This window comes from Leisingera daeponensis (assembly GCF_019801465.1).
GTDB classification, from domain to species: domain Bacteria; phylum Pseudomonadota; class Alphaproteobacteria; order Rhodobacterales; family Rhodobacteraceae; genus Leisingera; species Leisingera daeponensis_A.
Window position 1 is genome coordinate 1 of record NZ_JAHVJA010000013.1, and the last position, 24,683, is coordinate 24,683.

Consider the following 24,683-nt stretch of genomic DNA (forward strand, 5'->3'; position numbering starts at 1 on the left):
CCCGCGGCCTCATAGGCGGCATCGGAAAACCCCGCCGCCGCCCCGGCCCCGGCCTCGATCGCGCAGCCGTACCCCAGCTTCTGCAGCTGCGCCGCAGACTCCGGCGTCATCGCTACGCGGTTCTCACCCGGAAATGTTTCTTTTGGTGTACCTATTTTCACCTTTTTGGTCCCCCTCGTCCTGCCCGTGCCAGCAATGCCTGGGTACGGATCACAATAATTCTCTCTACATTGCGCAATTTTGTTGCGCAAGGATTTTGCCGCATTGCCGCAAATTCACGCCGCACTGCCGCATTGACATCACATCCAGCGGCGCACCTTTTGCTCGTACCGGGCCCAGTCCGCCCGGAAGGTCCGGCGCATCCGGTCCTCTTCGGGAATGACAAAACGCTTTTCCAGCAGCCACAGGAAGACCGGGATCAGCGGCAGCGAAAGCACCGCATCGAACCACACAACCAGACCTGCCAGGATCAGCACATCGCCCAGGTAAATCGGGTTGCGGCTCCGGCTGAAAATTCCCGATTGCACCAAGCGGCTGGGTGTCTGATGCGGGATCACCGTAGTGTTCTGCCGCCGCATTTCGGTGATGGCAAGAAGCGCCAGAAGGATGCCGCCGCCGGTCAGAATGCCCGCCAGTAACCCGGCCCAGGCTCCGCCAAAGGAAAGGCCCAGGTCAAAATGCGCCGATTGCAGCCAGGCCGCCGCAACAAAACCGGCGAGCCAGACAGGCGGCATATCCAGCCACCGCATCACGACCTGCCCCTTTGCAGTATTCTGTCTGAAGTATCACGCATCGCGGGCAACTTTCCTTTAACCGGCCTGCTCGTCCAGCCCGCTTCGGCCGGGATTGAAAGAAAAGGACAATTTGCCCCACATGCCGTGGAAACGGCGAATCTGTTCCCTCTTGCGGCATGGATCCTGCATAGTTTGGCCCGGATGCCTATGTATTTCTTTGTGTACCAAAGCGCCGGCGCGGCGTTCAGCCTGTGCCTTTGCCGCAATTCGGGCCTGCTTCCTCGGAACTGTTTGCAGCCCGGAAGCACAGCGGGGTTGCCAGATGTCCCGGCCCGGTTAGGCTGGCGTGCAAAACAGGGAGGCCAATAGGAGGCCGAGGGATCATGACATTGAACGGTAAACACGCGCTGGTCACCGGCGGCGGCACCGGGATCGGGCTGGCGATTGCCCAGGCCCTGGTCGCCGAAGGCGCGCAGGTCACCATTACCGGCCGCAGGCAGGAGATATTGGAGCAGGTGGCCACTGGAGGCCTGCATCCCCTGGCGATGGATGTGCGCAGCGAGGAGGACGTGGCGAACAAGGTGGAGGCTGCTGCGGCGGCCCGCGGCCCCATCCAGATCTGCGTTGCCAATGCCGGCGTTGCCGAGGGCGCAGCGCTGCACAAGACCTCGATGGAGTTCTGGCGCAACATGATGGCGACCAACCTGGACGGGGCCTTCCTGACCATCCGGGAGTGTTTCAAGTCGATGCGGGAGACCGATTGGGGGCGGGTGATCACCGTGTCCTCCATCGCGGGCCTGCGCGGGCTCAAAGGCGGCGCCTGCTACACGGCCAGCAAACACGGGCTGGTCGGCCTGACCCGCGCGCTCAGCGAGGATTATCTGGGCACGCCATTTACGTTCAACGCGCTCTGCCCCGGCTATGTCGACACCCCGATTGTCGAGCGCAACATTACCTCGATTGCCCAGCGCGCCGGGATGAGCGCGGTGGAGGCCCTGGACGTGATGGTGAATGCCAACCGCCACAAGCGGCTGATCGAGCCCAGCGAAGTCGCCGCGGCGGCCCTTTGGCTGTGCGGGCCGGGATCCGGATCGGTGAACGGCCAGAGCATCGAGATCGCGGGCGGGCAGACCTGATGGACCGGGACGGGTTCAACGCGTTCTGCGCCAGATTTCCCGCGGCAGAGCATGTGGTTCAATGGGGCAATTCGGACGTCTGGAAGGCGGGCGGCAAGCTGTTTGCGGTCTGCGGCTGGGCCGAGGGCAGGGACGCGTTCACCTTCAAGGCCGGAGAGATCGCCTTTGAGGTATTGCAGGAGCGCCCGGGTGTTCGCCCGGCGCCTTATCTGGCGTCGCGCGGAATGAAGTGGCTTCAGCAATTTGACAACAATGGCCTAACGGACACGGAGCTGAAAGAACAGATCTCACTGTCCTACCAGATGGTCACAGCAAAGCTGTCCAAGAAGAAACGCGTCGAACTGGGCATCCCGGACCCGCAGCCGGCCGAGCGCTAGGCACTGGACAGAATGATGCGGATGCGGTAGCAAACCCAAAAGCTTTAAGCTTGAAATACCTCTAGGCATACGAGGCTCCCAATGACCGATTTTGCTGCAACCAAGGCGATGTTCGACCTGCCGGAAGGCGTGATCTACCTGGATGGCAACTCTCTGGGCCCCCTGCCCCGCGCCGCCCGGGAGCGGGTCGGGTCGATGATACAGGACGAATGGGGGCAGATGCTGATCACCGGCTGGAACAAGGCCGGCTGGATGGACAAGCCCAAGGCGCTGGGGGACCGGATCGGCCGGCTGATCGGGGCGGAGCCTGGCCATGTGGTGATGGGCGACACGCTGTCGATCAAGGTTTACCAGGCGGTCGCCTCGGCGCTGGAGCTGAACCCGCGCCGCAAGGTGGTGCTGTCGGACAATGGCAACTTCCCCACCGACTTGTACATGGCGGACGGGCTGCTGAAATCGCTGGGGCCGGATTATGAGCTGCGGGTGGTCGATCCGGAGGCGGTCGAGGACGCCATCACCGAGGACATCGCGGTGCTGATGATCACCGAGGTGGATTACCGCACCGGCCGCAAGCACGACATGAAGGCGCTGACCGAGAAGGCCCATGCGCTGGGTGTGCTGACGGTCTGGGATCTGGCCCACTCGGCGGGTGCCATTCCGGTGGATCTGGCCGAATGCAACGCCGATTTCGCGGTAGGCTGCACCTATAAATACCTGAATGGCGGCCCCGGTGCGCCGGCCTTCATCTATGTCTCCCCCCGCCACGCAGAGACCGCCCGCCCCGCCCTGTCCGGCTGGCTGGGGCATGAGGCGCCCTTTGCCTTTGACCTCGACTACCGGCCGGGCAGCGGCATCGACCGGATGCGGGTCGGCACACCGCCGATCCTGCAACTGACCGCGCTGGAAACGGCGATGGATATCTGGGACAAGGCCGACATGAACTCCGTGCGCGCCAAGTCCATCGCGCTGTGCGACCTGTTCATCGCCGAAGTTGAGAAGAGCTGCCCGCAGCTGGAGTTGGCCTCGCCGCGCGACCCCGCCTTCCGTGGCAGCCAGGTGTCGTTCAAGTTCGACGAGGGCTATGCGGCGATGCAGGCGCTGATTGCCCGCGGCGTGATCGGCGACTTCCGGGCGCCGGATATCATGCGGTTCGGCTTCACCCCGCTGTACATCGACGAGGGCGACGTGCGCGCCGCGGCGGAGATCATCGCCGATGTCATGACAAACGCCCTTTGGGACCAGCCGGAATACATGGTCCGCCACGCGGTCACCTGATGCGCCTCAGCTGCTCATACCGTCTGCCGCTCTGCCGCCCGGCGGGCTGGGTTGCGCTGTGGCGCCGCCTGGCCCAATGCGGCACCTTGAACCGGAGGACGGCTTCCTTTCCCTGACTTATGCTACACTTAGGAAAAGGAATGATCCGATGACCCAACCCTACGATCCCGCGGACGATGGCGCCCAGATGTCCTTCGACGGGCGCATGTCCTATGGCGATTACCTGTCGCTCGACATGCTGTTGAACGCGCAGAAGACATGGACCAACACCCATGACGAAATGCTGTTCATCATCCAGCACCAGACCTCTGAGCTGTGGATGCGGCTGGCCATTCACGAAATCAGCGCCGCCCGCGAACGGCTGCTGGGCGGCCAGGCACGGCAGGCCTTTAAGATGCTGGCGCGTGTGGCGCGGATCTTTGAGCAGCTCAATTCCGCCTGGGACGTCCTGCGCACCATGACCCCCTCGGATTACACCGCCTTCCGCGACGAACTGGGCCAAAGCTCAGGCTTCCAGTCGCACCAGTACCGGCAGATCGAATTCATGCTCGGGAACCGAAACAAAGCGATGCTGCGCCCACACGCCCACCGCCCGGACATTCTGGCGCTGCTGGAGGCGGAACTGGAGCAGCCGTCGCTTTATGATGTGGCACTGAAGGCGCTGGCGCAGAGCTTTACGCTGCCGGAAGAAGTGCTGAACCGCGACGTGTCGGAGGCCTATCAGCCGCATGAGGCGGTACAGGCAGCCTGGACCGAGGTCTACCGCGACACAGAGGCCCATTGGGAGCTGTATGAGCTGGCAGAAAAGCTGGTGGATTTCGAGGATTACTTCCGCCGCTGGCGCTTCAATCACGTGACCACGGTGGAGCGCGTCATCGGCTTCAAGCGCGGCACCGGCGGCACCGGCGGCGTCAGCTATCTGAAACGGATGCTGGAGGTGGAGCTGTTCCCCGAGCTCTGGCATCTGCGCACCGAGCTGTGAAATAGTTATCGGGCCGCACTAACGGCCCGATCATCACCGGGGCGTCAGGCCGGCCCCAGCCAGGGCCGCCAGCTGGCGCACCCCGGCTTGATACTCGGCATAGTCTCCTGCCGTTTGCTTGATCCCTTTCAAGGAGGCGCTGATGGTGCGGGCGACTTCTGCGGCATCGCCGCTCAGAACCGCCCGGCCTGCCTGGGCCTCCTTCTGCAGCCAATCGGCATAGATGCCGCTCAGGGCGGCTTCGCCCTCGGCAATCACCTCGCCCGCGACGCTCTTGGTGATCTCGAACAGCTCCATCCCGTGCGGCGAGGACATCATCATCTGCACGCCCTCCCCGGCCTGGCCCTGGAACGCCGCCAGCAGCCGCTCCGGCAGCGGCCCCGGCTCCGCCAGCGCAGCCCGCACCCCGGCAGCCGCTGCGCCGTAATAGGCGGCAACCAGCGCCCGGAAGATCGCTTCCTTGTTCTTGAAATGCAGATACAGCGCTGGCCGCGACATGCCCGCGCCCTTGGCGATGTCATCCATTGAGGTCTTGCGGAATCCGTAAGTTGAGAACGCCATCCAGGCGGCCTCAAGGATTGCCTGCTGTTTCGGATCAATGCCTGCCATGTTCATGTTTCCGCTTCTGACATTGTTTGTAAAATATGTCAATTGACACCCTGACAAAAATAGTTACTTTTGTCAGAAGCACAGCAAGGGAGCCCCGCCATGCCAACAGACCTGCGCATCAATGGAAAAACCCATCAGGTGGATCTGCCTGATGATGTGCCCCTCCTCTGGGTTCTGCGGGATGAGGTTGGCCTCACCGGCACCAAGTTCGGCTGCGGTGTGGCCGCCTGCGGCGCCTGCACCGTGCACATCGACGGCGAGGCGGTGCGCTCCTGCCAGGTGGCGCTGTCGGATGTCTGGGGCGAGGTGACCACGATCGAAGGCCTCGGCACGCCGGACGCCATGGCCGCAATCCAGCAGGCCTGGGTGGAGCATCAGGTGGCGCAGTGCGGCTATTGCCAGTCCGGCCAGATCATGCAGGCGGCAAGCCTCCTAGCCGAGAACCCGGCACCCTCGGACGCGGAAATAGACGATGTGATGCAGGGCAACCTGTGCCGCTGCGGCACCTACCCGCGCATCCGCGCGGCCATTCATACCGCCGCCCGGAAGATGCAGGAGGCATAAACCATGGCCAGCTTCAAGAGAATCGCCCGCCGCTCCTTCCTGATCGGGTCCGCCGCCATCGTAGGCGGTGTCGCCTTCGGCGCCTATTACGTCAGCCGCCCGGCCCCGAACCCGCTGAGACCGGCAGAAGGCGAAGCGGCCTTCAACCCGTTTGTGTTGATCTCTGGCGAAAAGATCACCCTGATCGCCCCGCGCGCCGAGATGGGCCAGGGCGTCCACACCACTTGGGCCGCGCTGATCGCCGAGGAGCTGGACGTGACGCTGGACCAGGTGGAGGTCATCCACGGCCCTGCCGCCACCGCCTATTACAACGCGGCACTGCTGGGGGAGGCAATCCCATCCAAAGGCTACGACAAGTCCCGCTTCATGCATTCGCTGGGCGAGGCGCTTGGCCATGCCGGCAAGCTGATGGACATGCAGGTGACCGGCGGTTCCTCCTCGATGAAGGACGGGTATGAGCGGATGCGCGCGGCGGGCGCCTCTGCCCGGGAAACGCTGAAACTGGCCGCGGCCAACAGGCTGGGTATTTCCGCCAGCCAGCTGTCCACCAAGGACGGCAAGGTGGTAGCGCCCGGCAGCATCGAGATTGCCTATACCGACCTTGCCGCCGAAGCAGCCGGCCTGGAGCCGGTCGAGGCCCAACTGCGCCACCGCAGCGAGTGGAAACTGCTGGGCAAGCCGCAGCCGCGTGTGGACATGCCTAGCAAGGCCACCGGCACAGCAGAGTTCGGTATCGACGTGCGCCTGCCGGGGATGAAATTCGCAGCCCTCAAGGGCAACCCGCACCTAGGCGGCGCCATGAGCGGCCTTGATGCCAGCGAAGCGCTGCTGATGCCGGGCATTGAACAGGTGGTGGACTTGGGCAATGCCTTTGCCGTGGTTGCAAACAACACATGGCTCGCCTTACAGGCCGCCGAGGCAGTGGTGGCAGACTGGGGCCCCGCGCCCATTCCGGCGACGCAGGGCGAAATCCAGGATGCCATCCGTGCTGCCTTTGACGCGGAGCCGAATTCCACCCTGCGCGACGATGGCGATATCTCGGCCGTTCCCCAGGGTGCGCAGGAGGTTACCGCCGAATACGAGGTGCCCTTCCTTGCCCACGCCACAATGGAGCCGCTGAATGCCACCGCTCTCTACGACGGCGGTAAACTGCAGATTTGGAGCGGCAATCAGGGGCCGCTTCTCACCCGCAACCACTGCGCCGATGCCTTGGGGATTGATGCGGAGCAGGTCGAGGTGAACACCCCGCTGATGGGCGGCGGCTTCGGGCGGCGCGGCGAGATGGACTTCTCGGTTTACGCCGCGAAGCTGGCGCAGCAGCTGCCCGGCACCCCGGTGCAGCTCACCTGGAGCCGGGAAGAGGACATGACCCATGACTTCTACCGCCCCGGCGCCATGGCCCGGATGCGGGGCGCTGTGAAGGACGGCAGCGCGGTCCTGCTGGACGGCCAGATCGCCAGCCAGGCGCTGACCCCGCAACTGATGAACCGCTGGTTCGGATTAACCCCTGCCGGGCCGGACACGACACTGGTGGACGGCGCCTTCAACCAGCCCTACGGCATCCCCAACTTCCGCATCCGCGGCCATGCGGCAGATCTGCAGATCCCTGTTGGCGCTTGGCGCTCTGTTGGGGCCTCCTTCAACGGTTTCTTCATGGAGAGCTTCCTGGACGAGATGGCACATGCAGCCGGGGCGGACCCGCTGGAGTTCCGCCTTGCCCTCACCCGCCAGGAATTGGCACCCGCGGCCAAGGTGCTGGAGGCGGTCAAGGAGATGTCCGGCTGGACCGGCAAGACGCCCGACGGTGTGGGCCGGGGCGTTGCCATGACCTACAGCTTCGGCACGCCAGTGGCGCAGGTGATTGAGGTGGCAGAAGAGGACGGTCTGATCCGCCTCAAGAGCGCCTGGATCGCCGCCGACCTGGGCGTTGCGCTGGATCCGCATAACCTGAAAGCGCAGATGTTCGGCGGCATGGCCTATGGACTGTCAGCCGCGATGTTCGGCGAGATCACCTTTGCCGAAGGCGCCGCCGAGCAAGTGAATTTCCCTGACTATGACAGCATCCGAATGCACACCATGCCGCCGGTGGAGGTGCGCATTCTGGAAGAACAGTCTCACATCAGCGGCGCGGGTGAGCCCGGCACCCCGCCAGCGGCCCCGGCTCTGGCAAATGCGCTTTACGACCTTACCGGCAAACGCGCGCGGCGGCTGCCTCTGATGCATGATTTCAATCTGCTGGCCTGACAAGCTTGCGGCCTGCTCTTGCGGAGCGGGCCGCCCGAGCCTCTGCTCCGGCGTTCAATCCAGGATTTTTACCATCCTGTAGTTGTGGATCTTGACGCCGCGGCGCTCGAATTCGCGCCGCCGGTCAATGGCAAACCCCTGCCGGGTGAAAAAACCGCGCGCAGCCTCACTGGCGTTCACATAGAGCAAACCCAGTCCTTGCCGCAGCGCCGCCGCCTCCAGCCTTCCATACAGCGACGCTGCCACGCCCTGCCCTGCCGCGCGGGGATGGCAGAACAGCATGTCGATATGACCATCGGATTCCAGATCGATGAAGGCGGCCGGAACATCGTTGCCGTCGGCCGCCACCCACAGCGCCCGCCCGTCCGTCAGGCGTTGCCGGAACAACTCGGCCGGAGGCGCTTCCGGGCACCAGGCTGCGATCTGCTCAGGAGAGTAGAAACGGCTAGCAATACCATGCACCGCAGAATGGAAAATCTCCGCCAGCGCCGCTGCATCCGCTGACCTGGACTGCCTGACCCGGAACGGCCCCTGCCCCCGGGCATTGCCGTCTCCCCCCTCAACCGCCATAACCAAGAAACCCGAAACCCCTACGCTGACTTCTGAAAACCGGTCTGCCCGCCGCCCGCCGCCCAAGCCCGGACGGCGGCGCCAAAGGCTTCGAACAGCGGCCGCGAGACCGGATCCGCCGCGGCCTCCCATTCCGGATGCCATTGAACTGACAGGGTGAACCCGGGCGCGTCCTTGATGTAGACGGCCTCCGGCGTGCCATCGGGTGCATGACCGTCGATCACCACCCGCCCACCGGGGCGCTTGATGCCTTGGCCGTGCAGCGTGTTGGTCATCACTTCCTCGGCGCCGAACAGGCGGTGGAACACGCCGCCGGAGTTGAATTTAACGGTGTGGCGCAAGGCAAATTTCTCTTCCAGCGTGCCGTCCGGCGGCATCCGGTGGTTCATCCGTCCGGGCAGGTCGCGGATTTCCGGGTGCAATGTGCCGCCCATCGCCACGTTTACCTCCTGAAACCCGCGGCAGATGCCCAGAAACGGCTGGCCGCGCTCCACGCAGGCGCGCACCAGCGGCAGGGTGATGGCATCGCGGGCCCGATCGAAGGCGCCATGCGCCTCGGTCTCGGCTTCGCCGTACTCGTTGGGGTGCACGTTGGGCCGTCCGCCCGTCAGCAGGAAGCCGTCAAAGGTTTCAAGAAGTTCCCCGACAGTGACAAAGCGCGGGTCTGACGGGATCATCAGCGGCATGCAGCCTGCGACCTCGGCGATGGCTTCGGAATTCATCGTCCCGCCCGCATGCACGGGGTACTGATCATTGATCAGGTAAGAATTGCCGATAATGCCTACTTTGGGTCGCGCCATGCTCTATCCGTAATTCCTGATCCTTACGAAAAACCTAGCCCTGCCACTGCCAGGGTTCAACAGTTCCTGCGGCGCAACAGATTGTTCACATGTGCACATGCCCGTATCAGGAGCTTTCCCCGCTGGCCGCGTTACCGCCCGACACCACCACAAGGGCCCTGCACCTTTGCCCCCCGGCGGACCGGTAGCTGTGCTCGAACCCGGCGTCGAAATAGACCGAGTCGCCCTTTTGCAGCACTTCCGTCCGGCCATGAATGGCCAGTTCCAGGCTGCCCTCGATGACATAAACCATCTCAGCCCCCTCGTGGCTGTGCGGCCTGCTTTGCGCAGCGGTCACGGAAAACTCAGCGAGATAAGCTTGAAACCGGCTTTTTGAAACCGGAAAGTCCAGGCTTTCAAACAGATAAGACACCGGCCCGTCGGTCTTGTCGCCCAGTTTCAGACGGTCGCGGGCCCGCACCACTTCGAATACCGGCTCCTCCTCGCCCGGGGCGAAAAAGTGATCCAGCCCGACGCCGAACACCAGCGCAATGCGCAGCAAGGTCGCCAATGTCGGGAACACCTGCCCCCGCTCGATCCGCGACAGCATGGCAGCGGACAGCCCTGTGTGGCCGCCCAACTGAGCGAGGCCCATATCCTTGGCCAGACGCAAGGCACGCACCTTTGGGCCGATTCGATAGGCTTCCAGCCCGTCCTGCAGGGTGTCCGACAGAGCTGATCTGTTCATCCTTTCACCTCCGGAGCAAACCTTCACCTAGCATTTTAACAGCATGCAAAAAACATGCACATCACACAAATGTGTACGTCATGCAAAATTTTTGCATGGAATGCTGAATCCGCAAAGAGCCATCCGGCTCCTTCCAATGACAGAAAGGAAATCTCATGTTGTTCAACCGCCCATCCCTGACAGCATTGGCCATTGCTATCGGTCTGGCGCTGCCCGCTACTGCACCTGCGGCATCAAAGGATATCGTCGACACTGCCATCGAGGCGGGCAGCTTCGAAACTCTGTCTGCGGCGCTGACTGCAGCGGATCTTGTGGCGACACTGAAGGGCGACGGCCCGTTCACGGTTTTCGCCCCGACGGATGAAGCCTTTGCGGCACTGCCCGCCGGCACCGTCGAAAACCTGCTCAAGCCGGAGAACCGCGAGCAGCTGACCCGGATCCTCACCTACCACGTTGTGCCGGGCAAGGTGATGTCTTCGGATCTGAGCGATGGAATGAAAGCGGAAACCGTGATGGGCAAGGAGATCACGGTGTCGCTGAACGGCGGTGTCAAGGTCAATGACGCCGCCGTCACCACTGCGGATATCGAAACCGCGAACGGCGTGATCCACGTGATCGACGCCGTCATTCTGCCCTGACAGCAGGACGTGCCCTCCTGCTTCGGCGGGAGGGCAAGTTTCAGATTTCGCCTTGCAGGCCCGCTGCCTCGATCCCGGCCATGGCTGCAACGGCATCATTGTCAGAGGTATCGCCGGTAACGCCGACTGCGCCGATCACCGCGCCATCCGCTCCGCGCACAAGCACACCGCCCGGCACTGGCACCACCTGCCCGCCGTAGACACCGTTCACTGCTGCCATAAAGTAGGCCTGCGCCTCGGCCCGTGCCATCTGTGCGCTGCCGGCCATGCCCAGCATAACCGAGCCATAGGCCTTGCCGTGAGCGATCGCGAACCGGCCCGGTGCGGCGCCGTCCTCACGCTCGAACGCCTGCACATGGCCCCCGGCATCCAGCACCACCACAGACAGCGGTTTCAGCTGCATTGCGCGGCCGGATTCCAGCGCCGCGCGGATGATGGTGCGGGCCTGCTCCAGTGAAATCCCTGACATTGGCGTACTTCCTCCCGTTACCTGACGTCACGAAAGGAAAAAGGAGGCCAAACGGCCCCCTTTTACTACCCGTCAAAATGCTGAAACTGTTTCCTGGGGTCAGTTTGCCGCAGTCAGGCCGAAGCTTCCTGGGCCTTCAGCTCCAGCCGCCGCGCGTGCAGTACCGGCTCGGTATAGCCCGAGGGCTGCACCCGCCCCTTGAACACCAGGTCGCAGGCCGCCTTGAAGGCGATCGTGTCATAACCGGGCGCCATCGGGCGATAGGTATTGTCGCCGCGGTTCTGTTCGTCCACCACCTTGGCCATCTTGCGCAGGCTGCCCATCACCTCCTCCTCGGAGACGACACCGTGGTGCAGCCAGTTGGCGATGTGCTGGGCAGAGATCCGGCAGGTAGCGCGGTCTTCCATCAGTCCCACGTCGTTGATGTCCGGCACCTTGGAGCAGCCGACGCCCTGGTCGACCCAGCGCACCACATAGCCGAGGATGCCTTGCGCATTATTGTCGACTTCGCGGGCGATCTGCTGCGGCGTCCATTTGCGGTAGGTCGCCAGCGGGATTTCGAGGATGCCGTCCACATGGGCACGGCGTCCGCCGGCTTGGAGTTTTTCCTGCACCGCAAACACGTCTACCTTGTGGTAATGCAGCGCGTGCAGGGTCGCGGCGGTCGGGCTCGGCACCCAAGCACAGTTGGCGCCGGATTTCGGGTGCTCAATCTTCTGCTCCAGCATCGCCGCCATCATGTCGGGCATCGCCCACATGCCCTTGCCGATCTGCGCCTTGCCGGACAGGCCGCACTCCAGCCCGATATCCACGTTCAGGTTCTCATAGGCTCCGATCCAGGCCTTGCGCTTGATGAAATCCTTGCGGGAGAACGGCCCCGCCTCCATCGAGGTGTGGATCTCATCGCCAGTGCGGTCCAGGAAGCCGGTGTTGATGAAGGCCACCCGGTGCTTGGCGGCGCGGATGCATTCCTTGAGGTTGACCGAGGTGCGGCGCTCCTCGTCCATGATGCCGATTTTCACGGTGTGGCGCGGCAAGCCCAGGATGTCCTCGACCTTGTCAAAGATGCGGTCGGTAAAGGCGACCTCTTCCGGCCCGTGCATCTTGGGCTTCACCACATAGACCGAGCCCAGGGCGGAATTGCCGCCCTCGCGCTTCAGGTCGTGTTTGGCGATCATTACGGTGATCAGCGCGTCCAACAGCCCTTCAAAAGCCTCGTTGCCGTCCTGATCCAGCACAGCCGGGTTGGTCATCAGATGGCCTACGTTACGCACCCACAACAGAGCCCGGCCCTTCACGGTCTTGGCGGTGCCATCCGGCGCGGTAAAGCCGAAATCGGGGTTCAGTCGGCGGGTGATGACCTTGCCGCCCTTTTCCAGATTGGTCTCCAGATCGCCCTTCATCAGGCCCAGCCAGTTGGAATAGGCCAGCACCTTGTCCTCGGCATCGACGCAGGCAACCGAGTCTTCGCAATCCATGATCGCCGACATTGCGCTTTCCAGCCGCACATCGGCGAGTCCGGCCTGGTCGCGGGCTCCGATCGCATGTGCGCGGTCGAACACCAGCTCCACATGCAGCCCGTTGTTGCGCAGCAGCACCGATTCAGGCGCCTTGGGATTGCCGCGGTAGCCTGCGAATTTCTCCGGCTGCGCCAGCGGCAGGTCGTCGACCAGCAGCTGGCCGTCCTGCACATGGTAGCGGCGCGCATCCGCGTGGCTGGTGCCGTCGACCGGGAAGGCCTCGTCCAGGAACACCCGCGCCCGCGCCACAACCCGCGCGCCGCGGCCCTTGTCATAGCCGCCCTTGGGCGCAGGCGTGCCCATGGCATCGGTGCCGTAGAACCCGTCATAAAGGCTGCCCCAGCGCGCGTTCGCCGCGTTCAGCGCATAGCGCGCATTGGTGATGGGCACCACCAGCTGCGGCCCCGGCACCTTGGCAATCTCCGGGTCCACGTTCTGGGTCTCGATCTCGAAATCGCCGCCCTCCGGCAACAGGTAGCCAATCTCTGTCAGGAACGCCTTGTAACCCTCATGGTCATGCGGCTTGTCACGGTTGGCGATATGCCAGGCGTCGATCTTAGCCTGGATTTCTTCCCGCTTGGCCAGCAGCGCGCGGTTTTCCGGGCCGAATGTGTTCACCAGCTCTGCCAGGCCTTTCCAGAACATCTCAGCTTCAACCCCGGTCCCCGGCAGCGCCTGCTTTTCGATGAACTCCGCCAGCTCCTGCGCAACCTGAATTCCCTGCTTCTCGATCCGGTTCATGTCTTGCTCCTTCCGGCGGTACACCACTGTATGCTGACCTAACTAGGATAGAGGTTTCCGATCGGCAACAAAACAGGCGCCTTGTGAAACCGAACTCAATTTCTTGATTTTCAAGAAAGTGCTGCGGATTTTTCCGGCCACTCGCTTCCGGACACCAATCCGCTTGCAGTCCCGCCCCTATCCTCTACACCTGAAAAGAAGCAGCGCCGAGGAGAGCGAGAATGGCCAAAGACACGCCCCAGACCTTCTACCTGAAAGACTACACACCTTTTGGATATGACGTTGAAAGCGTTCACCTGACCTTCCGTCTGGCGCCGGAAACCACCCGGGTTCTCAGCCGTATCCGCTTTGCCCCGAAACCGGACGCTGCCGAAAAGACCTTCTTCCTGCACGGCGAGGATCTGCAGCTGATTTCGGTAAAAATCGACGGTCAGGACGTGAAGCCTCGGCTGGTCGATGGCGGGCTCACTTGCGAAGTGCCCGGCGCCCCCTTCACCTGGGAGGCGGAGGTGGAGATCAACCCGGCCGGCAATACCGCGCTGGAGGGCCTGTACATGTCCAACCGCATGTATTGCACCCAGTGCGAGGCCGAGGGCTTCCGCAAGATCACATATTACCCCGACCGTCCCGATGTGATGTCCACCTTCTCCGTGCGGATCGAGGGCGACGAGCCGGTGATGCTGTCCAACGGCAACCCGATGGGCCAGGGCGAGGGCTGGGCGGAATGGCACGACCCCTGGCCGAAACCGGCTTATCTGTTTGCCCTGGTGGCGGGCGATCTGGTGAACTACCCCGGCAGCTTTACCACCAAGTCCGGCAAGGAGGTCGAGCTGAACATCTGGGTCCGCCCCGGTGACGAGAACAAATGCGCCTTCGGCATGGAGGCGCTGAAGAAGTCGATGAAATGGGACGAGGACGTCTACGGCCTCGAATACGACCTTGAGCTGTTCAACATCGTCGCCGTGGACGACTTCAACATGGGTGCGATGGAGAACAAGGGGTTGAACATTTTCAACTCCTCTTGCGTACTGGCGTCGCCTGAGACCTCCACAGATGCAAATTTCGAACGTATCGAGGCAATTATCGCGCATGAGTATTTTCACAACTGGACCGGGAACCGCATTACCTGCCGCGACTGGTTCCAGCTCTGCCTCAAGGAAGGGCTGACGGTCTTCCGCGACGCCCAGTTCACTTCCGACATGCGGTCCGAGCCGGTGAAACGCATTGACGATGTGATCACCCTGCGCGCCCGCCAGTTCCCGGAGGACGCCGGCCCCCTCGCTCATCCGCCGCGGCCCGAGCAGTTCCAGGAGATCAACAACTTCTACACCGCCACCGTCTATGAAAAAGGCGCCGAGGTGATCGGCATGCTGAAACGCCTGGTGGGGGATGACAACTACTACAAGGCGCTGAAGCTCTATTTTGAGCGCCACGATGGACAGGCCTGCACCATCGAGGACTGGCTGAAGGTGTTCGAAGATGCCACCGGGCGCGACCTGCAGCAATTCAAGCTGTGGTACAGCCAGGCGGGCACTCCGCGGGTGAAAGTCTCCGAAGACTACGCCGACGGCAGCTATACCCTGACATTTGAACAATCGACACCCCCGACCCCGGGCCAGCCGGACAAGGCGCCGCGGGTGATCCCGGTGGCGGTGGGCCTCCTGTCGCCCAATGGCGATGAAGTGCGCGCGACCGAAGTTCTCGAACTGACCGAGGCCAAGCAGAGCTTCACCTTCGACGGCCTCGCCTCCAAACCGGTTCCGTCGATCCTGCGCGAATTCTCCGCCCCGGTGATCCTGGAGCGCGACACAACCAACGCTGAACGCGCCTTCCTGCTGGCCCATGACACCGACCCGTTCAACCGCTGGGAGGCAGGCAACGCGCTGGCCAAGGAAACCCGCGTGGCGATGGTGCTGGACGGGGCGCCGCCGGATACCGCCTATTTGGACGCGCTGGAAAAGCTGGTGCGTGATGATGACCAGGACCCGGCCTTCCGCGCCCTGGTTCTGTCGCCGCCCAGCCAGGCCGACATCGCCCAAACCCTGCACGAGCGCGGCCACACCCCCGATCCGCAGAAAATCTACGACGCGGCCGAGACTTTCACCCAGACCCTGGCACAGCAGCTGGAAACCAGCCTGCCCCGGCTTTATGCCGCCAAAACGGTCGAAGGCCCCTACTCTCCGGATGCCGTAAGCGCCGGCAAACGCGCCCTCAACGGCCGCCTCCTGTCGCTGCTGACCCGGCTGGACGGCGGCGAGCAGGCCGTGCGCCAGTATGCTGCCGCCGACAACATGACCCAGCAGTATGCCGCCCTCGCCGCGCTGTTAAAGGCTGAGAAGGGCGAGGTCCAAAGCCGGGCCTTCTTTGACCAATGGCAGGACGACCGGCTGGTGATGGACAAATGGTTTGCCCTGCAGATCGCCTGCGCCGCGCCGGAGAAGACCGCCGCCACCGCAAAGGCCCTCACTCAGCACGCGCTGTTTGACATGAAGAACCCCAACCGGTTCCGCGCCGTCTTTGGCGCGCTGGCGGGCAACCATGCGGGCTTCCACCATGCCAGCGGCGAGGGCTACCAGCTGCTGGCGGACAACCTGATCGCGCTGGACAAGCTGAACCCGCAGACCACCGCCCGGATGTGCGCCGCCTACCAGACCTGGAAGCGCTACGATGCCGGCCGCCAATCGCTGATCCGCGCCCAGCTGACGCGGATTGCAAACACCGAAGGCCTCAGCCGCGACACCAACGAAATGGTGACCCGGATCCTGGATGCCTGACGTTCCCGGAGAACCCGCACCGGCGGAGGACTACAGCTTCTCCCGCCGCGGACGTTCGACCGCAGCCGTTCTGGCAACCGGCGGCTGGCTGGCTGCCGTTCTGGTGCTGTGGCTGGCGCTGGATGCGGCGGTGTGGCTGGTGGTCATTCTGGCCCTGCCGGTCCTGCCTGCCGTTGCGGATCTCATCCGCAACCCCCTGTCCGGCCTGAAGATTTCGCAAGATAAAGTCGAATGGTTCACCGGAAAGCTGACAGGCAAAGCAGCACTGGATGAAATCGAACGGGTGCGGTTCGACACGCGCTGGGACTTCTCGGTGCGGGCAACGCTGATCCTGCGCAATGGCAAGCGAATCCGCCTGCCGCAGGAGGCCACGCCGCTCTACGCGGAAGCCGATGCCGAATTTCAGAAACGCAGCATACGCACCGAACGTCACCACTTCACCGCGTTCTGACCGCATCCGTAAAAAGCCGGCCAAATTCAATTCAAACTCAAGGCGGCCAAGGCGACGCTCCTGCGTATTTCACCGCCTGCGCGCGTTAACTTCCTCACTGCCGCCATCTTTGCGCCCCATTGCCTGACGAAACTGTGACCAACGATAAGCTGCCACGTATCAGGAAGCGCAAATGCTCACACAGTCTCGACAGGCGCGGGATCTTCTGTCCCGGATTTCAGGCCTGGTATCCAGCCGGTCCCGACCGGCTGCCCGCCAAGCCCCATCCCCTGCTCAGACCCCTGCCGAACAGCTTCCGCCCGGGCGGCTCGAGGACTGCCTGTCGATTCCGGTCTGCAGCGCGCAGGGCGATCCGCAAAGCATCGCGGCCCAGGAGCGCGGCCAGTTCCTGGCGCGCCAGGAACTTTGGGAGGACCTGTCGAGCCGGATCCGCGAGGCGGACGAAAGCCGCGCCGCCGCCCCCTGCGGCCTGCCTCTGGCCGACCTCATCGCCTACGGCGCCCGTGCCGATGTGGTCACCGCAACCGAACGGGCGGTGGCCGATAACGAGAGCCCCCGCAGCCGCGCCCTGATCCGCGGCCTGATGGCGTTTGAAGCCCTGCGGGCGGAAAACCGCAGCGACCCCTATCTGACAGCCCTTGTAGCGCTGGCCCATACCGACATCGGCTGGGCCTGGCGCAGCGTCGGCGGCCAGGCCCGGCCGCAATCAAACCAGCGCCGCTGCGCTGCCCATTTCGACCGCGCTGCCGCCCTGCTGGACCAGATTGCGGCAGACAGCCGCAGCAGCCCGTTTCTGCAAGCGGCGCAATGCGCCCTGTTTGCCGGACGCACAGGCAGCACCGTTCAAGTCGCGGATGCCTACAGCGCGCTGATTGACCTGGCCCCTGTCAACCACCGCCACATGCGGGCGCTGGGAACCCGGATGCTGCCCCGCGCGTCCGGCAGTTATCCCGCCTTGGAGCTGGAAGCCCGCCGCACCGCCGCCCGCACCGAACAGACCTGGGGCGCAGGCGGCTACACCTGGGTTTATTTCGATGCCATAACAATCGACGATCAGGCCTGCGCCCGGGTCGACACCCGTTTCTTCCTGGATGGCTTGCGCGATATTGTGAAGGCCAACCCCTCGCAGGAAATGATCAACCTGCTGGCTGCCTACTGCACGGTTGCCCTGCGCAAGGGGCGGGGTGAGGACCAGCAGGCCGATGTGCCGCGGCTGAGGATTGCCGAAGCCGCAAACTGGCTGATCCGCGACCACCTGACAGAACTGCATCCGCTGATCTGGGCGCACGCGGAAGAAGGCTTCGACAACAGCGCCCTTGTCCGCTCTGTCAGCCGCTTCGCCGCCCGCGGCCACGCCGGTGCGATGCAGGCCATCGCCGCGGTGTTCCGCGAAGAAATCGCAAGCGGACAGAAGGTCGCTTTCACCGAGCAGGGCCTGCAGCTCAGCCCGGCCTGAACAGGAAACGGGGCCGCGGCCCCGGCCCGTCATTTCTTCTTGAACGCGTCCATCAGGGCAGCGCCCAGCGCGCCGGTTCCCTGATCCTTGCCTTGGCCGCCTTTGGGGCCAGCAGACATCTGGCCCTTGCCTGCCTTAGGGCCGCCGGGCTTGCCGCCGCGGCGCAGGCCTGCCCTCTTGGCCGGGCCGCGCGCGTTGCGGTCCTCCTTGGCCGAGGCACCGCCGTCCTTCTTCATGGTCAGCCCGATCCGCTTGCGCGGCACATCAACCTCAGTCACCGTGACCTTGACCACCTGGCCGGTCTTCACCACCTCATGCGGGTCCTTCACGAAGCGGTCGGCCAGCTGGCTCACGTGCACCAGACCGTCCTGATGCACCCCGATGTCCACAAAGGCGCCAAAGGCCGCGACATTGGTCACGGTGCCCTCCAGCACCATGCCAGGCTTCAGGTCGGTGATCTCCTCCACCCCGTCCTTGAAGGACGCGGTCACGAAAGACGGGCGCGGGTCGCGGCCCGGCTTTTCCAGTTCCTGAAAAATGTCGCGCACGGTTGGCAGGCCGACATCGCCGCCGACGAAATCCTCCACCCGCAGGCCTTTCAACGCCGCAGCGTCGCCCATGATCTGGCGGATATCGCGCCCGCAGGCGGCCACGATCTTGCGCGCCACATCATAGCTCTCGGGGTGGACCGAAGACGCATCCAGCGGCTCCTTGCCATCCCGGACGCGCAAGAATCCCGCGCATTGTTCAAACGCCTTGGGACCCAGCCGCGCGACCTTCAGCAGCTCCCGGCGCGACTTGAACGCCCCGTTCCCATCGCGATGCGCCACAATCGCCTCTGCCAGACCGGGGCCGAGGCCCGAGACATGGGACAGCAGCGGTGCCGAGGCCATGTTCAGGTCCACACCCACCGCGTTCACCACGTCCTCAATCACCGCCTCCAGCGATTTCGACAGTTTGTGCTGGTCCACATCGTGCTGGTACTGGCCGACACCGATGCTCTTGGGCTCGATCTTCACCAGCTCAGCCAGAGGGTCCTGCAGGCGCCGTGCAATCGACACCGCGCCGCGCAATGACACATCAAGATCCGGGAACTCCCGCGCCGCCAGTTCGGAGGCGGAATAGACCGAGGCACCGGCCTCAGACACCACCACCTTGGTCGGGGCCTTGATCTTGGCGGGCAGGTGTTGCAGCACCTCTGCCACCATCCGCTCGGTCTCGCGGCTGGCGGTGCCGTTGCCGATGGCGATCAGCTCCACGCCGTGCTCGGCGATCAGTTTCACGATCGACACCTGCGCCCCGCGCAGATCGTTCTTCGGCTGGAACGGGTACAGGGTTTCTGTGGCTACCAGTTTCCCGGTTGCATCAACCACTGCCGCCTTAACGCCGGTGCGGATGCCCGGGTCAAGCCCAAGAGTCGGCCGCGCACCGGCCGGAGCTGCAAACAGCAGGTCCTTGAGGTTGCGCGCAAAGACCTGAATGGCGTCCTCCTGCGCGCGCCCGCGCAGGTCGCCCATCAGTTCCAGCATCATCGAGAGCGACAGCTTTACCCGCCACGTCCATCCCGCCACCTTGCGCAGCCACTTGTCGCCCGGCCCGTTGCCGCCCGCGCCCAATTCCGCCGCGACCATCGCCTCGGCCTTGGCGACACCCTCTTCCGGCTCCGGCCCGACGTCCAGCGTCAGCACGCCCTCGTTGGAGCCGCGCAGCATCGCCAGCGCCCGGTGCGAGGGCACATCGGCCCAGCGCTCGGAATGCTCGAAATAGTCGGAGAACTTGGCGCCCTCCTGCTCCTTGCCCTCAATCACCTTGGCGGTCAGCACCGCTTCCCGCTGCAGGAACTCCCGCAGCCGACCCAAGAGTGTTGCGTTTTCGGTCAGCCGCTCGGTCATGATATCCCGCGCGCCGTTGAGCGCGTCTTTCACCGTGGCCACCGCCTCGGTGACATAGCCCTCGGCCAGTTTCTCCGGATCGGCGCTGCGGTCGGCCAGAATGGCATCTGCCAGCGGCTCCAGCCCGTTTTCCCTGGCAATCATCGCCTTGGTGCGCCGCTTGGGCTTGTAGGGCAGATAGATGTCCTCCAGCTGCGCCTTGGTCTCCGCCTTGGCGATGGACGCGGCCAGATCATCGGTCAGCTTGTCCTGCCCTTTGATCGAGTCAAGAATGGCCGCCCGCCGCTTTTCCAGCTCGCGCAGGTACTCCAGCCGCTCCGCCAGGGTGCGCAGCTGAGTGTCATCCAAGCCCCCGGTTGCCTCCTTGCGGTAGCGCGCGACGAAGGGCACCGTGGCGCCTTCATCCAGTAGCGCGACGGCCGCGCTCACCTGCTTGGCGGCGGCGCCGATTTCCGTGGCAATGGTCTGGCTGATGCGGGCGGATGTGTCCAAGGCGGCGGCTCCTTCTTATTCTCGGACGTCATTCTTAGCCCCGCTACCAAACCCCGCCAAGCGAATGTTTCGCTCTCAGCGGAGGGCCGCGCCCGAGCCTGGGAGGGTGCGAATGCGCCCTCCCGTGGGGAAGGTCGGGCGCGGCCCGGGCTTGCAGGCCGCGCCAAGAACCCATTGCCCCCTTGCCCCTGCCCGCGCACGGGCCTAGAACGCTTGCCAACCAAAGACATTCGGATACGGCGGAAAACCATGCTCGACCTGACATATGAACTCCCCAAGCCCAAGGTGATCGCGGGCGCCAAGCATGACTGGGAATTGGTCATCGGCATGGAGGTGCATGCCCAGGTCAGCTCCAATGCCAAGCTTTTCTCCGGAGCCTCCACCAAGTTCGGTGCCGAGCCGAATTCGAACGTGGCCTTTGTCGACGCGGCAATGCCCGGCATGCTGCCGGTGATCAACGAATACTGCGTTGAACAGGCGGTGCGCACCGGCCTGGGCCTGAAGGCCGATATCAACCTGTGGTCAGCCTTTGACCGCAAGAACTATTTCTATCCCGACCTGCCGCAGGGCTACCAGATTTCCCAGCTGTATCACCCCATCGTGGGCGAAGGCGAAGTGCTGGTGGAGCTGGGCGACGGCACCGCGCGCAACGTGCGGGTTGAGCGTATCCACATGGAGCAGGACGCGGGCAAATCGATCCACGACATGGACCCCAACATGTCCTTTGTCGACCTGAACCGCACCGGCGTCTGCCTGATGGAAATCGTCTCCCGCCCCGATATCCGGGGTCCTGAGGAAGCCGCTGCCTATATCGCCAAGCTGCGTCAGATCATGCAGTACCTGGGCACCTGCGACGGCAACATGCAGAACGGCAACCTGCGCGCCGATGTGAACGTCTCTGTCTGCCTGCCCGGCCAGTACGAGAAATACCAGGAAACCCAGGACTTCTCGCATCTCGGCACCCGCTGCGAGATCAAGAACATGAACTCGATGCGCTTCATCCAGCAGGCCATCGAGGTGGAAGCGCGCCGCCAGATCGCCATCATCGAGGGCGGCGGCAAGGTGGAGCAGGAAACCCGTCTCTATGACCCGGACAAGGGCGAGACCCGCTCCATGCGTTCCAAGGAAGAAGCGCACGACTACCGCTATTTCCCCGATCCTGACCTGCTGCCGCTGGAAATCGAGCAGGCCTGGGTGGATGATATCGCCGCCAATCTGCCGGAGCTTCCGGACGAGAAAAAGGCGCGCTTCATCAACGATTTCGGCCTCAGCGACTATGACGCATCGGTGCTGACCGCGGATGTGGAATCGGCCGCCTTCTTCGAGGAAACCGCCAAGGGCCGCAGCGGCAAGCTGGCTGCCAACTGGGTCATCAACGAGCTGTTCGGCCGCCTGAAGAAAGAAGACCACGCGATTACCGAATCCCCGGTCTCCCCGGCGCAGCTGGGCGGCATCATCGACCTGATCGCCTCTGACGCCATCTCTGGCAAGATTGCCAAGGACCTGTTCGAAATCGTCTACACCGAAGGCGGCGACCCGGCGCAGATCGTCGAGGAGCGCGGCATGAAGCAGGTGACCGACACCGGCGCGATTGAGACCGCCTTGGACGAGATCATCGCCGCCAACCCGGCGCAGGTGGAAAAAGCCAAGGAGAACCCCAAGCTCGCGGGCTGGTTCGTCGGCCAGGTGATGAAGGCCACCGGCGGCAAGGCCAATCCCAAGGCAGTGAACGAGCTGGTCGCCAGGAAACTGGGCGGCTGATCCCTGCGGAAAACGGATTTCAAAAGGGCGCCCCCTCACGGCGCCCTTTTTCGTGACCGAGATGGGGGAGGACATGCATGCTCCCTTTGCGCACCGGGTAGCGCTTTTTCCCGCTGCCGCTGCGGATTCCCCGCCTTGACCTTCCCAGCGCCAGCGGCTTTGCTCCCGCCAAAACCCCGGAGGTGTCATGGAACGCATTTTCGATCAGGAACTCGAGGACCGTCTGGTCCGCTACGCCGCCATTGACAGCCAGAGCGACGAGACTTCCACTGCAACCCCCAGCACCGCAATCCAGTTCGGCATGCTGAACCTGCTGGTGGCGGAGCTGCAGGAGATCGGCGCTGAAGAAGTGGTGCTCACAGAGTACGGCGTCGTGCTGGCCACCATTCCCGCCACCGGAACGGGACCGGCCATCGGCTTCCTCGCCCATGTCGACACCGCGCCGCAGTTCAACGCCACCGGCGTCAAACCGCGGGTGATCAAGGGTTATGATGGCGGCGACATCACCTACCCCGACAACCCGGCCCTCGTGCTGTCACCACGAAAATCCCCTTACCTTGCATCCAAAAAAGGCGACGACCTGATCACCGCGTCCGGCCTCACGCTGCTGGGCGCCGACGACAAGGCAGGCGTCGCCATCGTGATGACGCTGGCCCGCCACCTGCTGGCAAGCCCGGGCATCAAGCACCCGAAAATCCGCCTCGCCTTCACCCCGGATGAGGAGATCGGCCGCGGCGTTGGCGAGCAGCTGCCCAAAGACCTGGGCGTGGATTTTGCCTATACTCTGGACGGCGGCGACGCAGGCGAGATCGTTTATGAAAGCTTCTCCGCCGACCGCGCTGTGGTCACCGTCAAGGGCGTGTCGATCCACCCCGGCTGGGCCAAGGAGAAAATGGTCAACGCCGCGCATCTGGCGGCAAAAATCGTGCAAACGCTGCCGCAGGCCACGATGACGCCGGAGACGACGGACGGGCGCGAGGGGTTCATCCATATCACCGACATGAACGGCGGCTCGTCGGAGATGGAGATCAAGCTGATCCTGCGCGATTTTGAACTGGACGGGCTGACGGCCAAGGGCGATCTGCTCAAGAAGGTCTGCGAGGCGGTGCAGGCCTCGGAGCCGCGGGCGGAGATTGCGTGCGAAATCATTCCCCAGTACCGCAACATGCGCTATTGGCTGGAGAACGACATGACCCCGGTGGAGCTGGCGCTGGCCGCCTGCAAGGCGCATGGGATCGAGCCCATCTCCGCCCCGATCCGCGGCGGCACCGACGGCTCGCGGCTGACCGAATTCGGGGTGCCGACACCCAATATCTTCACCGGCATGCAGAACGTGCATGGTCCGCTGGAATGGATTTCGGTTCAGGACATGGCCAAGGCCACGGAGGTCTGCCTGACTTTGGTGCAGTTGGCCGCGGAACAGCGCTGAGTCCCGCCGGGGAGGCGGAATAATGCGAAGTTTCCTGCCCGGAAACGGCTGGCTGCCGCGCATGTGCCCGTCAGCGTGCCTTGACCGCCTCCCCCTTTCCGCTAAACCTGCGCTGCGAGACAGGAGACGTTCATGCAAGCATTCGAGTACAAGGTCGTTCCCGCCCCGGCCAAGGGCACCAAGGCCAAAGGTGTGAAGACACCGGAGGCGCGCTTTGCCAATTCGATCGAAATCCTGCTGAACGAGATGGCGGCGGACGGCTGGGAGTTCCAGCGGGCCGAACTGCTGCCGAGCGAGGAACGCTCCGGCATGATGGGCTCCGCCACCAATTGGCGCAACGTGATGGTGTTCCGCCGCCCCTTGGCGGCCAAGCAGGCCGCTCAGTTGCCGGAAACAGGCCGCAAGGAACCCGCAGCGCCATCCGCCGTCCGCCACAACGAGACAAAAACACCGCGGCTGACAGCGGCAGCAGGCGACCCCGAGGCACCACCGGATGCGGAACAGGTGCCCGGCCCCGGAGCCTCAAAAATGCTGGCCGATGACGGGGTCGAGGAATTGAGTCCGGTTTCCGGCATGACCGCGGCACTGAAGGCCCGGGCCGGGTTGAAAGACGGCGGCGACAAGTAAACCGGAAACTGGCGGGCGCATTGCCCGCCCTGCGGCCCGCTGGCTTCCGGGCAGGCGTTTCCGCCCGCCGCGGTGCGGCTCAGGCGCCGATATCAAGCGCCAGCGCGTGAATGCGCGGCACGATGCCCCCCAGCGCCTTGTGCACTGCCCGGTGCTGCTGAACCCGGTTCATGCCCTGAAACGCTTCGGCACGGATTTTCACCGCAAAATGGCTCTCTCCCGAGCCGTCATCGCCGGCATGGCCAGCATGCTTGTGGCTTTCGTTCACCACCTCCAGCTCTGAGGGCGCAAAGGCCGCCTGCAGCGCCGCTTCCATTTCCTGCTTCACACTCATTTTCCGCTCATCCGCATATTTTTTTCTCTGCGCCCCTTCAATCTGGCGCCCCTTAGACTAAACTGCTGCCTCCGAGTCGAA

General features: G+C 63.8%; 22 protein-coding genes and 1 pseudogene. 13 read left to right on the top strand and 10 right to left on the bottom strand.

The features are described from left to right. A pseudogene (locus tag KUV26_RS19810) lies at positions 1 to 161 on the bottom strand (NAD(P)(+) transhydrogenase (Re/Si-specific) subunit alpha); the annotation flags it as partial. Positions 162 to 299: 138 nt separating this feature from the next. After that, positions 300 to 749 carry a methyltransferase family protein gene (locus KUV26_RS19815; protein WP_222505520.1) on the bottom strand — a complete coding sequence of 150 codons (450 nt, stop codon included), beginning with the start codon at positions 747 to 749 and terminating at the stop codon, positions 300 to 302. Positions 750 to 1,117: 368 nt separating this feature from the next. Between KUV26_RS19815 and KUV26_RS19820 the strand changes: the two genes are divergently transcribed. The 4 genes from KUV26_RS19820 to kynA all read left to right on the top strand — a co-directional run bounded on the left by KUV26_RS19820 (position 1,118) and on the right by kynA (position 4,504). Continuing rightward, complete coding sequence (locus KUV26_RS19820) at positions 1,118 to 1,870, top strand: SDR family NAD(P)-dependent oxidoreductase (RefSeq protein ID WP_222509677.1); 753 nt, start codon at positions 1,118 to 1,120, stop codon at positions 1,868 to 1,870. Beyond that, complete coding sequence (locus KUV26_RS19825) at positions 1,870 to 2,247, top strand: MmcQ/YjbR family DNA-binding protein (protein WP_222509678.1); 378 nt, start codon at positions 1,870 to 1,872, stop codon at positions 2,245 to 2,247. The genes KUV26_RS19820 and KUV26_RS19825 overlap by 1 nt, the downstream gene beginning before the upstream one ends. 81 nt (positions 2,248 to 2,328) lie before the next feature. Beyond that, on the top strand, positions 2,329 to 3,522 hold the full coding sequence (gene kynU, locus KUV26_RS19830) for a kynureninase (RefSeq protein WP_222509679.1): 1,194 nt from the start codon (positions 2,329 to 2,331) through the stop codon (positions 3,520 to 3,522). 148 nt (positions 3,523 to 3,670) lie between these two features. Next, complete coding sequence (kynA, locus tag KUV26_RS19835) at positions 3,671 to 4,504, top strand: tryptophan 2,3-dioxygenase (RefSeq protein WP_222509680.1); 834 nt, start codon at positions 3,671 to 3,673, stop codon at positions 4,502 to 4,504. Between the two features lie 33 nt (positions 4,505 to 4,537). Here kynA and KUV26_RS19840 read toward each other — a convergent pair whose 3' ends face one another. Continuing rightward, positions 4,538 to 5,119 (bottom strand): TetR/AcrR family transcriptional regulator, encoded by a 582-nt coding sequence (locus tag KUV26_RS19840; protein WP_222509681.1) that lies wholly within the window; start codon positions 5,117 to 5,119, stop codon positions 4,538 to 4,540. Positions 5,120 to 5,212: 93 nt separating this feature from the next. Between KUV26_RS19840 and KUV26_RS19845 the strand changes: the two genes are divergently transcribed. Together KUV26_RS19845 and KUV26_RS19850 are read left to right on the top strand one after the other, a co-directional pair. Next, the gene (locus KUV26_RS19845) at positions 5,213 to 5,677 is read left to right on the top strand and encodes a (2Fe-2S)-binding protein (RefSeq protein WP_222509682.1); all 465 of its coding nucleotides are present in this window, start codon (positions 5,213 to 5,215) and stop codon (positions 5,675 to 5,677) included. A gap of 3 nt (positions 5,678 to 5,680) precedes the next feature. Beyond that, positions 5,681 to 7,921 carry a xanthine dehydrogenase family protein molybdopterin-binding subunit gene (locus KUV26_RS19850; RefSeq protein ID WP_222509683.1) on the top strand — a complete coding sequence of 747 codons (2,241 nt, stop codon included), beginning with the start codon at positions 5,681 to 5,683 and terminating at the stop codon, positions 7,919 to 7,921. Positions 7,922 to 7,975: 54 nt separating this feature from the next. Here KUV26_RS19850 and KUV26_RS19855 read toward each other — a convergent pair whose 3' ends face one another. The 3 genes from KUV26_RS19855 to KUV26_RS19865 form a co-directional block, all read right to left on the bottom strand. Further along, positions 7,976 to 8,491: a GNAT family N-acetyltransferase gene (locus KUV26_RS19855; protein ID WP_222509684.1), complete on the bottom strand. Its 516-nt coding sequence runs from the start codon at positions 8,489 to 8,491 to the stop codon at positions 7,976 to 7,978. A gap of 20 nt (positions 8,492 to 8,511) precedes the next feature. After that, positions 8,512 to 9,291, bottom strand: a complete 780-nt coding sequence (locus KUV26_RS19860; RefSeq protein ID WP_222509685.1) for a gamma-glutamyl-gamma-aminobutyrate hydrolase family protein — start codon at positions 9,289 to 9,291, stop codon at positions 8,512 to 8,514. Between the two features lie 106 nt (positions 9,292 to 9,397). After that, positions 9,398 to 10,018, bottom strand: coding sequence for a helix-turn-helix domain-containing protein (locus KUV26_RS19865; protein WP_222509686.1), 621 nt, complete (start codon positions 10,016 to 10,018; stop codon positions 9,398 to 9,400). A gap of 155 nt (positions 10,019 to 10,173) precedes the next feature. Here KUV26_RS19865 and KUV26_RS19870 point away from each other — a divergent pair, with 155 nt between their 5' ends. Then, positions 10,174 to 10,656, top strand: coding sequence for a fasciclin domain-containing protein (locus KUV26_RS19870; protein WP_222509687.1), 483 nt, complete (start codon positions 10,174 to 10,176; stop codon positions 10,654 to 10,656). 40 nt (positions 10,657 to 10,696) lie between these two features. On the opposite strand, the gene KUV26_RS19875 is transcribed toward KUV26_RS19870, so the two are convergent. Further along, on the bottom strand, positions 10,697 to 11,125 hold the full coding sequence (locus KUV26_RS19875) for a GlcG/HbpS family heme-binding protein (RefSeq protein ID WP_222509688.1): 429 nt from the start codon (positions 11,123 to 11,125) through the stop codon (positions 10,697 to 10,699). A 113-nt stretch (positions 11,126 to 11,238) separates the two neighbouring features. Next, positions 11,239 to 13,386, bottom strand: coding sequence for a malate synthase G (locus KUV26_RS19880; protein ID WP_222509689.1), 2,148 nt, complete (start codon positions 13,384 to 13,386; stop codon positions 11,239 to 11,241). Positions 13,387 to 13,607: 221 nt separating this feature from the next. On the opposite strand from KUV26_RS19880, the gene pepN reads away from it, so the two are divergent. From pepN to KUV26_RS19895, 3 genes are all read left to right on the top strand, one after another. Beyond that, complete coding sequence (gene pepN, locus KUV26_RS19885; RefSeq protein WP_222509690.1) at positions 13,608 to 16,160, top strand: aminopeptidase N; 2,553 nt, start codon at positions 13,608 to 13,610, stop codon at positions 16,158 to 16,160. Beyond that, entirely contained in the window at positions 16,153 to 16,611 is a 459-nt protein-coding gene (locus KUV26_RS19890; protein WP_222509691.1) for a hypothetical protein, read from the top strand. Before pepN ends, KUV26_RS19890 begins: the two co-directional genes overlap by 8 nt. Positions 16,612 to 16,783: 172 nt before the next feature. Beyond that, positions 16,784 to 18,067 carry a hypothetical protein gene (locus KUV26_RS19895; protein ID WP_222509692.1) on the top strand — a complete coding sequence of 428 codons (1,284 nt, stop codon included), beginning with the start codon at positions 16,784 to 16,786 and terminating at the stop codon, positions 18,065 to 18,067. Positions 18,068 to 18,096: 29 nt separating this feature from the next. On the opposite strand, the gene KUV26_RS19900 is transcribed toward KUV26_RS19895, so the two are convergent. Further along, positions 18,097 to 20,451, bottom strand: coding sequence for a Tex family protein (locus KUV26_RS19900; protein WP_222509693.1), 2,355 nt, complete (start codon positions 20,449 to 20,451; stop codon positions 18,097 to 18,099). 249 nt (positions 20,452 to 20,700) lie between these two features. On the opposite strand from KUV26_RS19900, the gene gatB reads away from it, so the two are divergent. The 3 genes from gatB to KUV26_RS19915 all read left to right on the top strand — a co-directional run bounded on the left by gatB (position 20,701) and on the right by KUV26_RS19915 (position 24,268). Further along, a complete protein-coding gene (gene gatB / locus KUV26_RS19905; RefSeq protein ID WP_222509694.1) occupies positions 20,701 to 22,212 on the top strand; it encodes an Asp-tRNA(Asn)/Glu-tRNA(Gln) amidotransferase subunit GatB in 1,512 nt (503 codons plus the stop codon). 187 nt (positions 22,213 to 22,399) lie between these two features. After that, positions 22,400 to 23,641: a peptidase T gene (gene pepT / locus KUV26_RS19910; RefSeq protein WP_222509695.1), complete on the top strand. Its 1,242-nt coding sequence runs from the start codon at positions 22,400 to 22,402 to the stop codon at positions 23,639 to 23,641. 132 nt (positions 23,642 to 23,773) lie between these two features. After that, positions 23,774 to 24,268 (top strand): DUF4177 domain-containing protein, encoded by a 495-nt coding sequence (locus KUV26_RS19915; RefSeq protein ID WP_222509696.1) that lies wholly within the window; start codon positions 23,774 to 23,776, stop codon positions 24,266 to 24,268. A 79-nt stretch (positions 24,269 to 24,347) separates the two neighbouring features. Here KUV26_RS19915 and KUV26_RS19920 read toward each other — a convergent pair whose 3' ends face one another. Continuing rightward, positions 24,348 to 24,602, bottom strand: a complete 255-nt coding sequence (locus KUV26_RS19920; RefSeq protein WP_222509697.1) for a BolA family protein — start codon at positions 24,600 to 24,602, stop codon at positions 24,348 to 24,350. Positions 24,603 to 24,683: the final 81 nt, after the last annotated feature.

Coding starts and splice junctions, on each gene's coding strand:
- KUV26_RS19815 (WP_222505520.1), bottom strand. CDS start 749: ATGCGGTGGCTGGATATGCCGCCTGTCTGGCTCGCCGGTTTTGTTGCG.
- KUV26_RS19820 (WP_222509677.1), top strand. CDS start 1,118: ATGACATTGAACGGTAAACACGCGCTGGTCACCGGCGGCGGCACCGGG.
- KUV26_RS19825 (WP_222509678.1), top strand. CDS start 1,870: ATGGACCGGGACGGGTTCAACGCGTTCTGCGCCAGATTTCCCGCGGCA.
- kynU (WP_222509679.1), top strand. CDS start 2,329: ATGACCGATTTTGCTGCAACCAAGGCGATGTTCGACCTGCCGGAAGGC.
- kynA (WP_222509680.1), top strand. CDS start 3,671: ATGACCCAACCCTACGATCCCGCGGACGATGGCGCCCAGATGTCCTTC.
- KUV26_RS19840 (WP_222509681.1), bottom strand. CDS start 5,119: ATGAACATGGCAGGCATTGATCCGAAACAGCAGGCAATCCTTGAGGCC.
- KUV26_RS19845 (WP_222509682.1), top strand. CDS start 5,213: ATGCCAACAGACCTGCGCATCAATGGAAAAACCCATCAGGTGGATCTG.
- KUV26_RS19850 (WP_222509683.1), top strand. CDS start 5,681: ATGGCCAGCTTCAAGAGAATCGCCCGCCGCTCCTTCCTGATCGGGTCC.
- KUV26_RS19855 (WP_222509684.1), bottom strand. CDS start 8,491: ATGGCGGTTGAGGGGGGAGACGGCAATGCCCGGGGGCAGGGGCCGTTC.
- KUV26_RS19860 (WP_222509685.1), bottom strand. CDS start 9,291: ATGGCGCGACCCAAAGTAGGCATTATCGGCAATTCTTACCTGATCAAT.
- KUV26_RS19865 (WP_222509686.1), bottom strand. CDS start 10,018: ATGAACAGATCAGCTCTGTCGGACACCCTGCAGGACGGGCTGGAAGCC.
- KUV26_RS19870 (WP_222509687.1), top strand. CDS start 10,174: ATGTTGTTCAACCGCCCATCCCTGACAGCATTGGCCATTGCTATCGGT.
- KUV26_RS19875 (WP_222509688.1), bottom strand. CDS start 11,125: ATGTCAGGGATTTCACTGGAGCAGGCCCGCACCATCATCCGCGCGGCG.
- KUV26_RS19880 (WP_222509689.1), bottom strand. CDS start 13,386: ATGAACCGGATCGAGAAGCAGGGAATTCAGGTTGCGCAGGAGCTGGCG.
- pepN (WP_222509690.1), top strand. CDS start 13,608: ATGGCCAAAGACACGCCCCAGACCTTCTACCTGAAAGACTACACACCT.
- KUV26_RS19890 (WP_222509691.1), top strand. CDS start 16,153: ATGCCTGACGTTCCCGGAGAACCCGCACCGGCGGAGGACTACAGCTTC.
- KUV26_RS19895 (WP_222509692.1), top strand. CDS start 16,784: ATGCTCACACAGTCTCGACAGGCGCGGGATCTTCTGTCCCGGATTTCA.
- gatB (WP_222509694.1), top strand. CDS start 20,701: ATGCTCGACCTGACATATGAACTCCCCAAGCCCAAGGTGATCGCGGGC.
- pepT (WP_222509695.1), top strand. CDS start 22,400: ATGGAACGCATTTTCGATCAGGAACTCGAGGACCGTCTGGTCCGCTAC.
- KUV26_RS19915 (WP_222509696.1), top strand. CDS start 23,774: ATGCAAGCATTCGAGTACAAGGTCGTTCCCGCCCCGGCCAAGGGCACC.
- KUV26_RS19920 (WP_222509697.1), bottom strand. CDS start 24,602: ATGAGTGTGAAGCAGGAAATGGAAGCGGCGCTGCAGGCGGCCTTTGCG.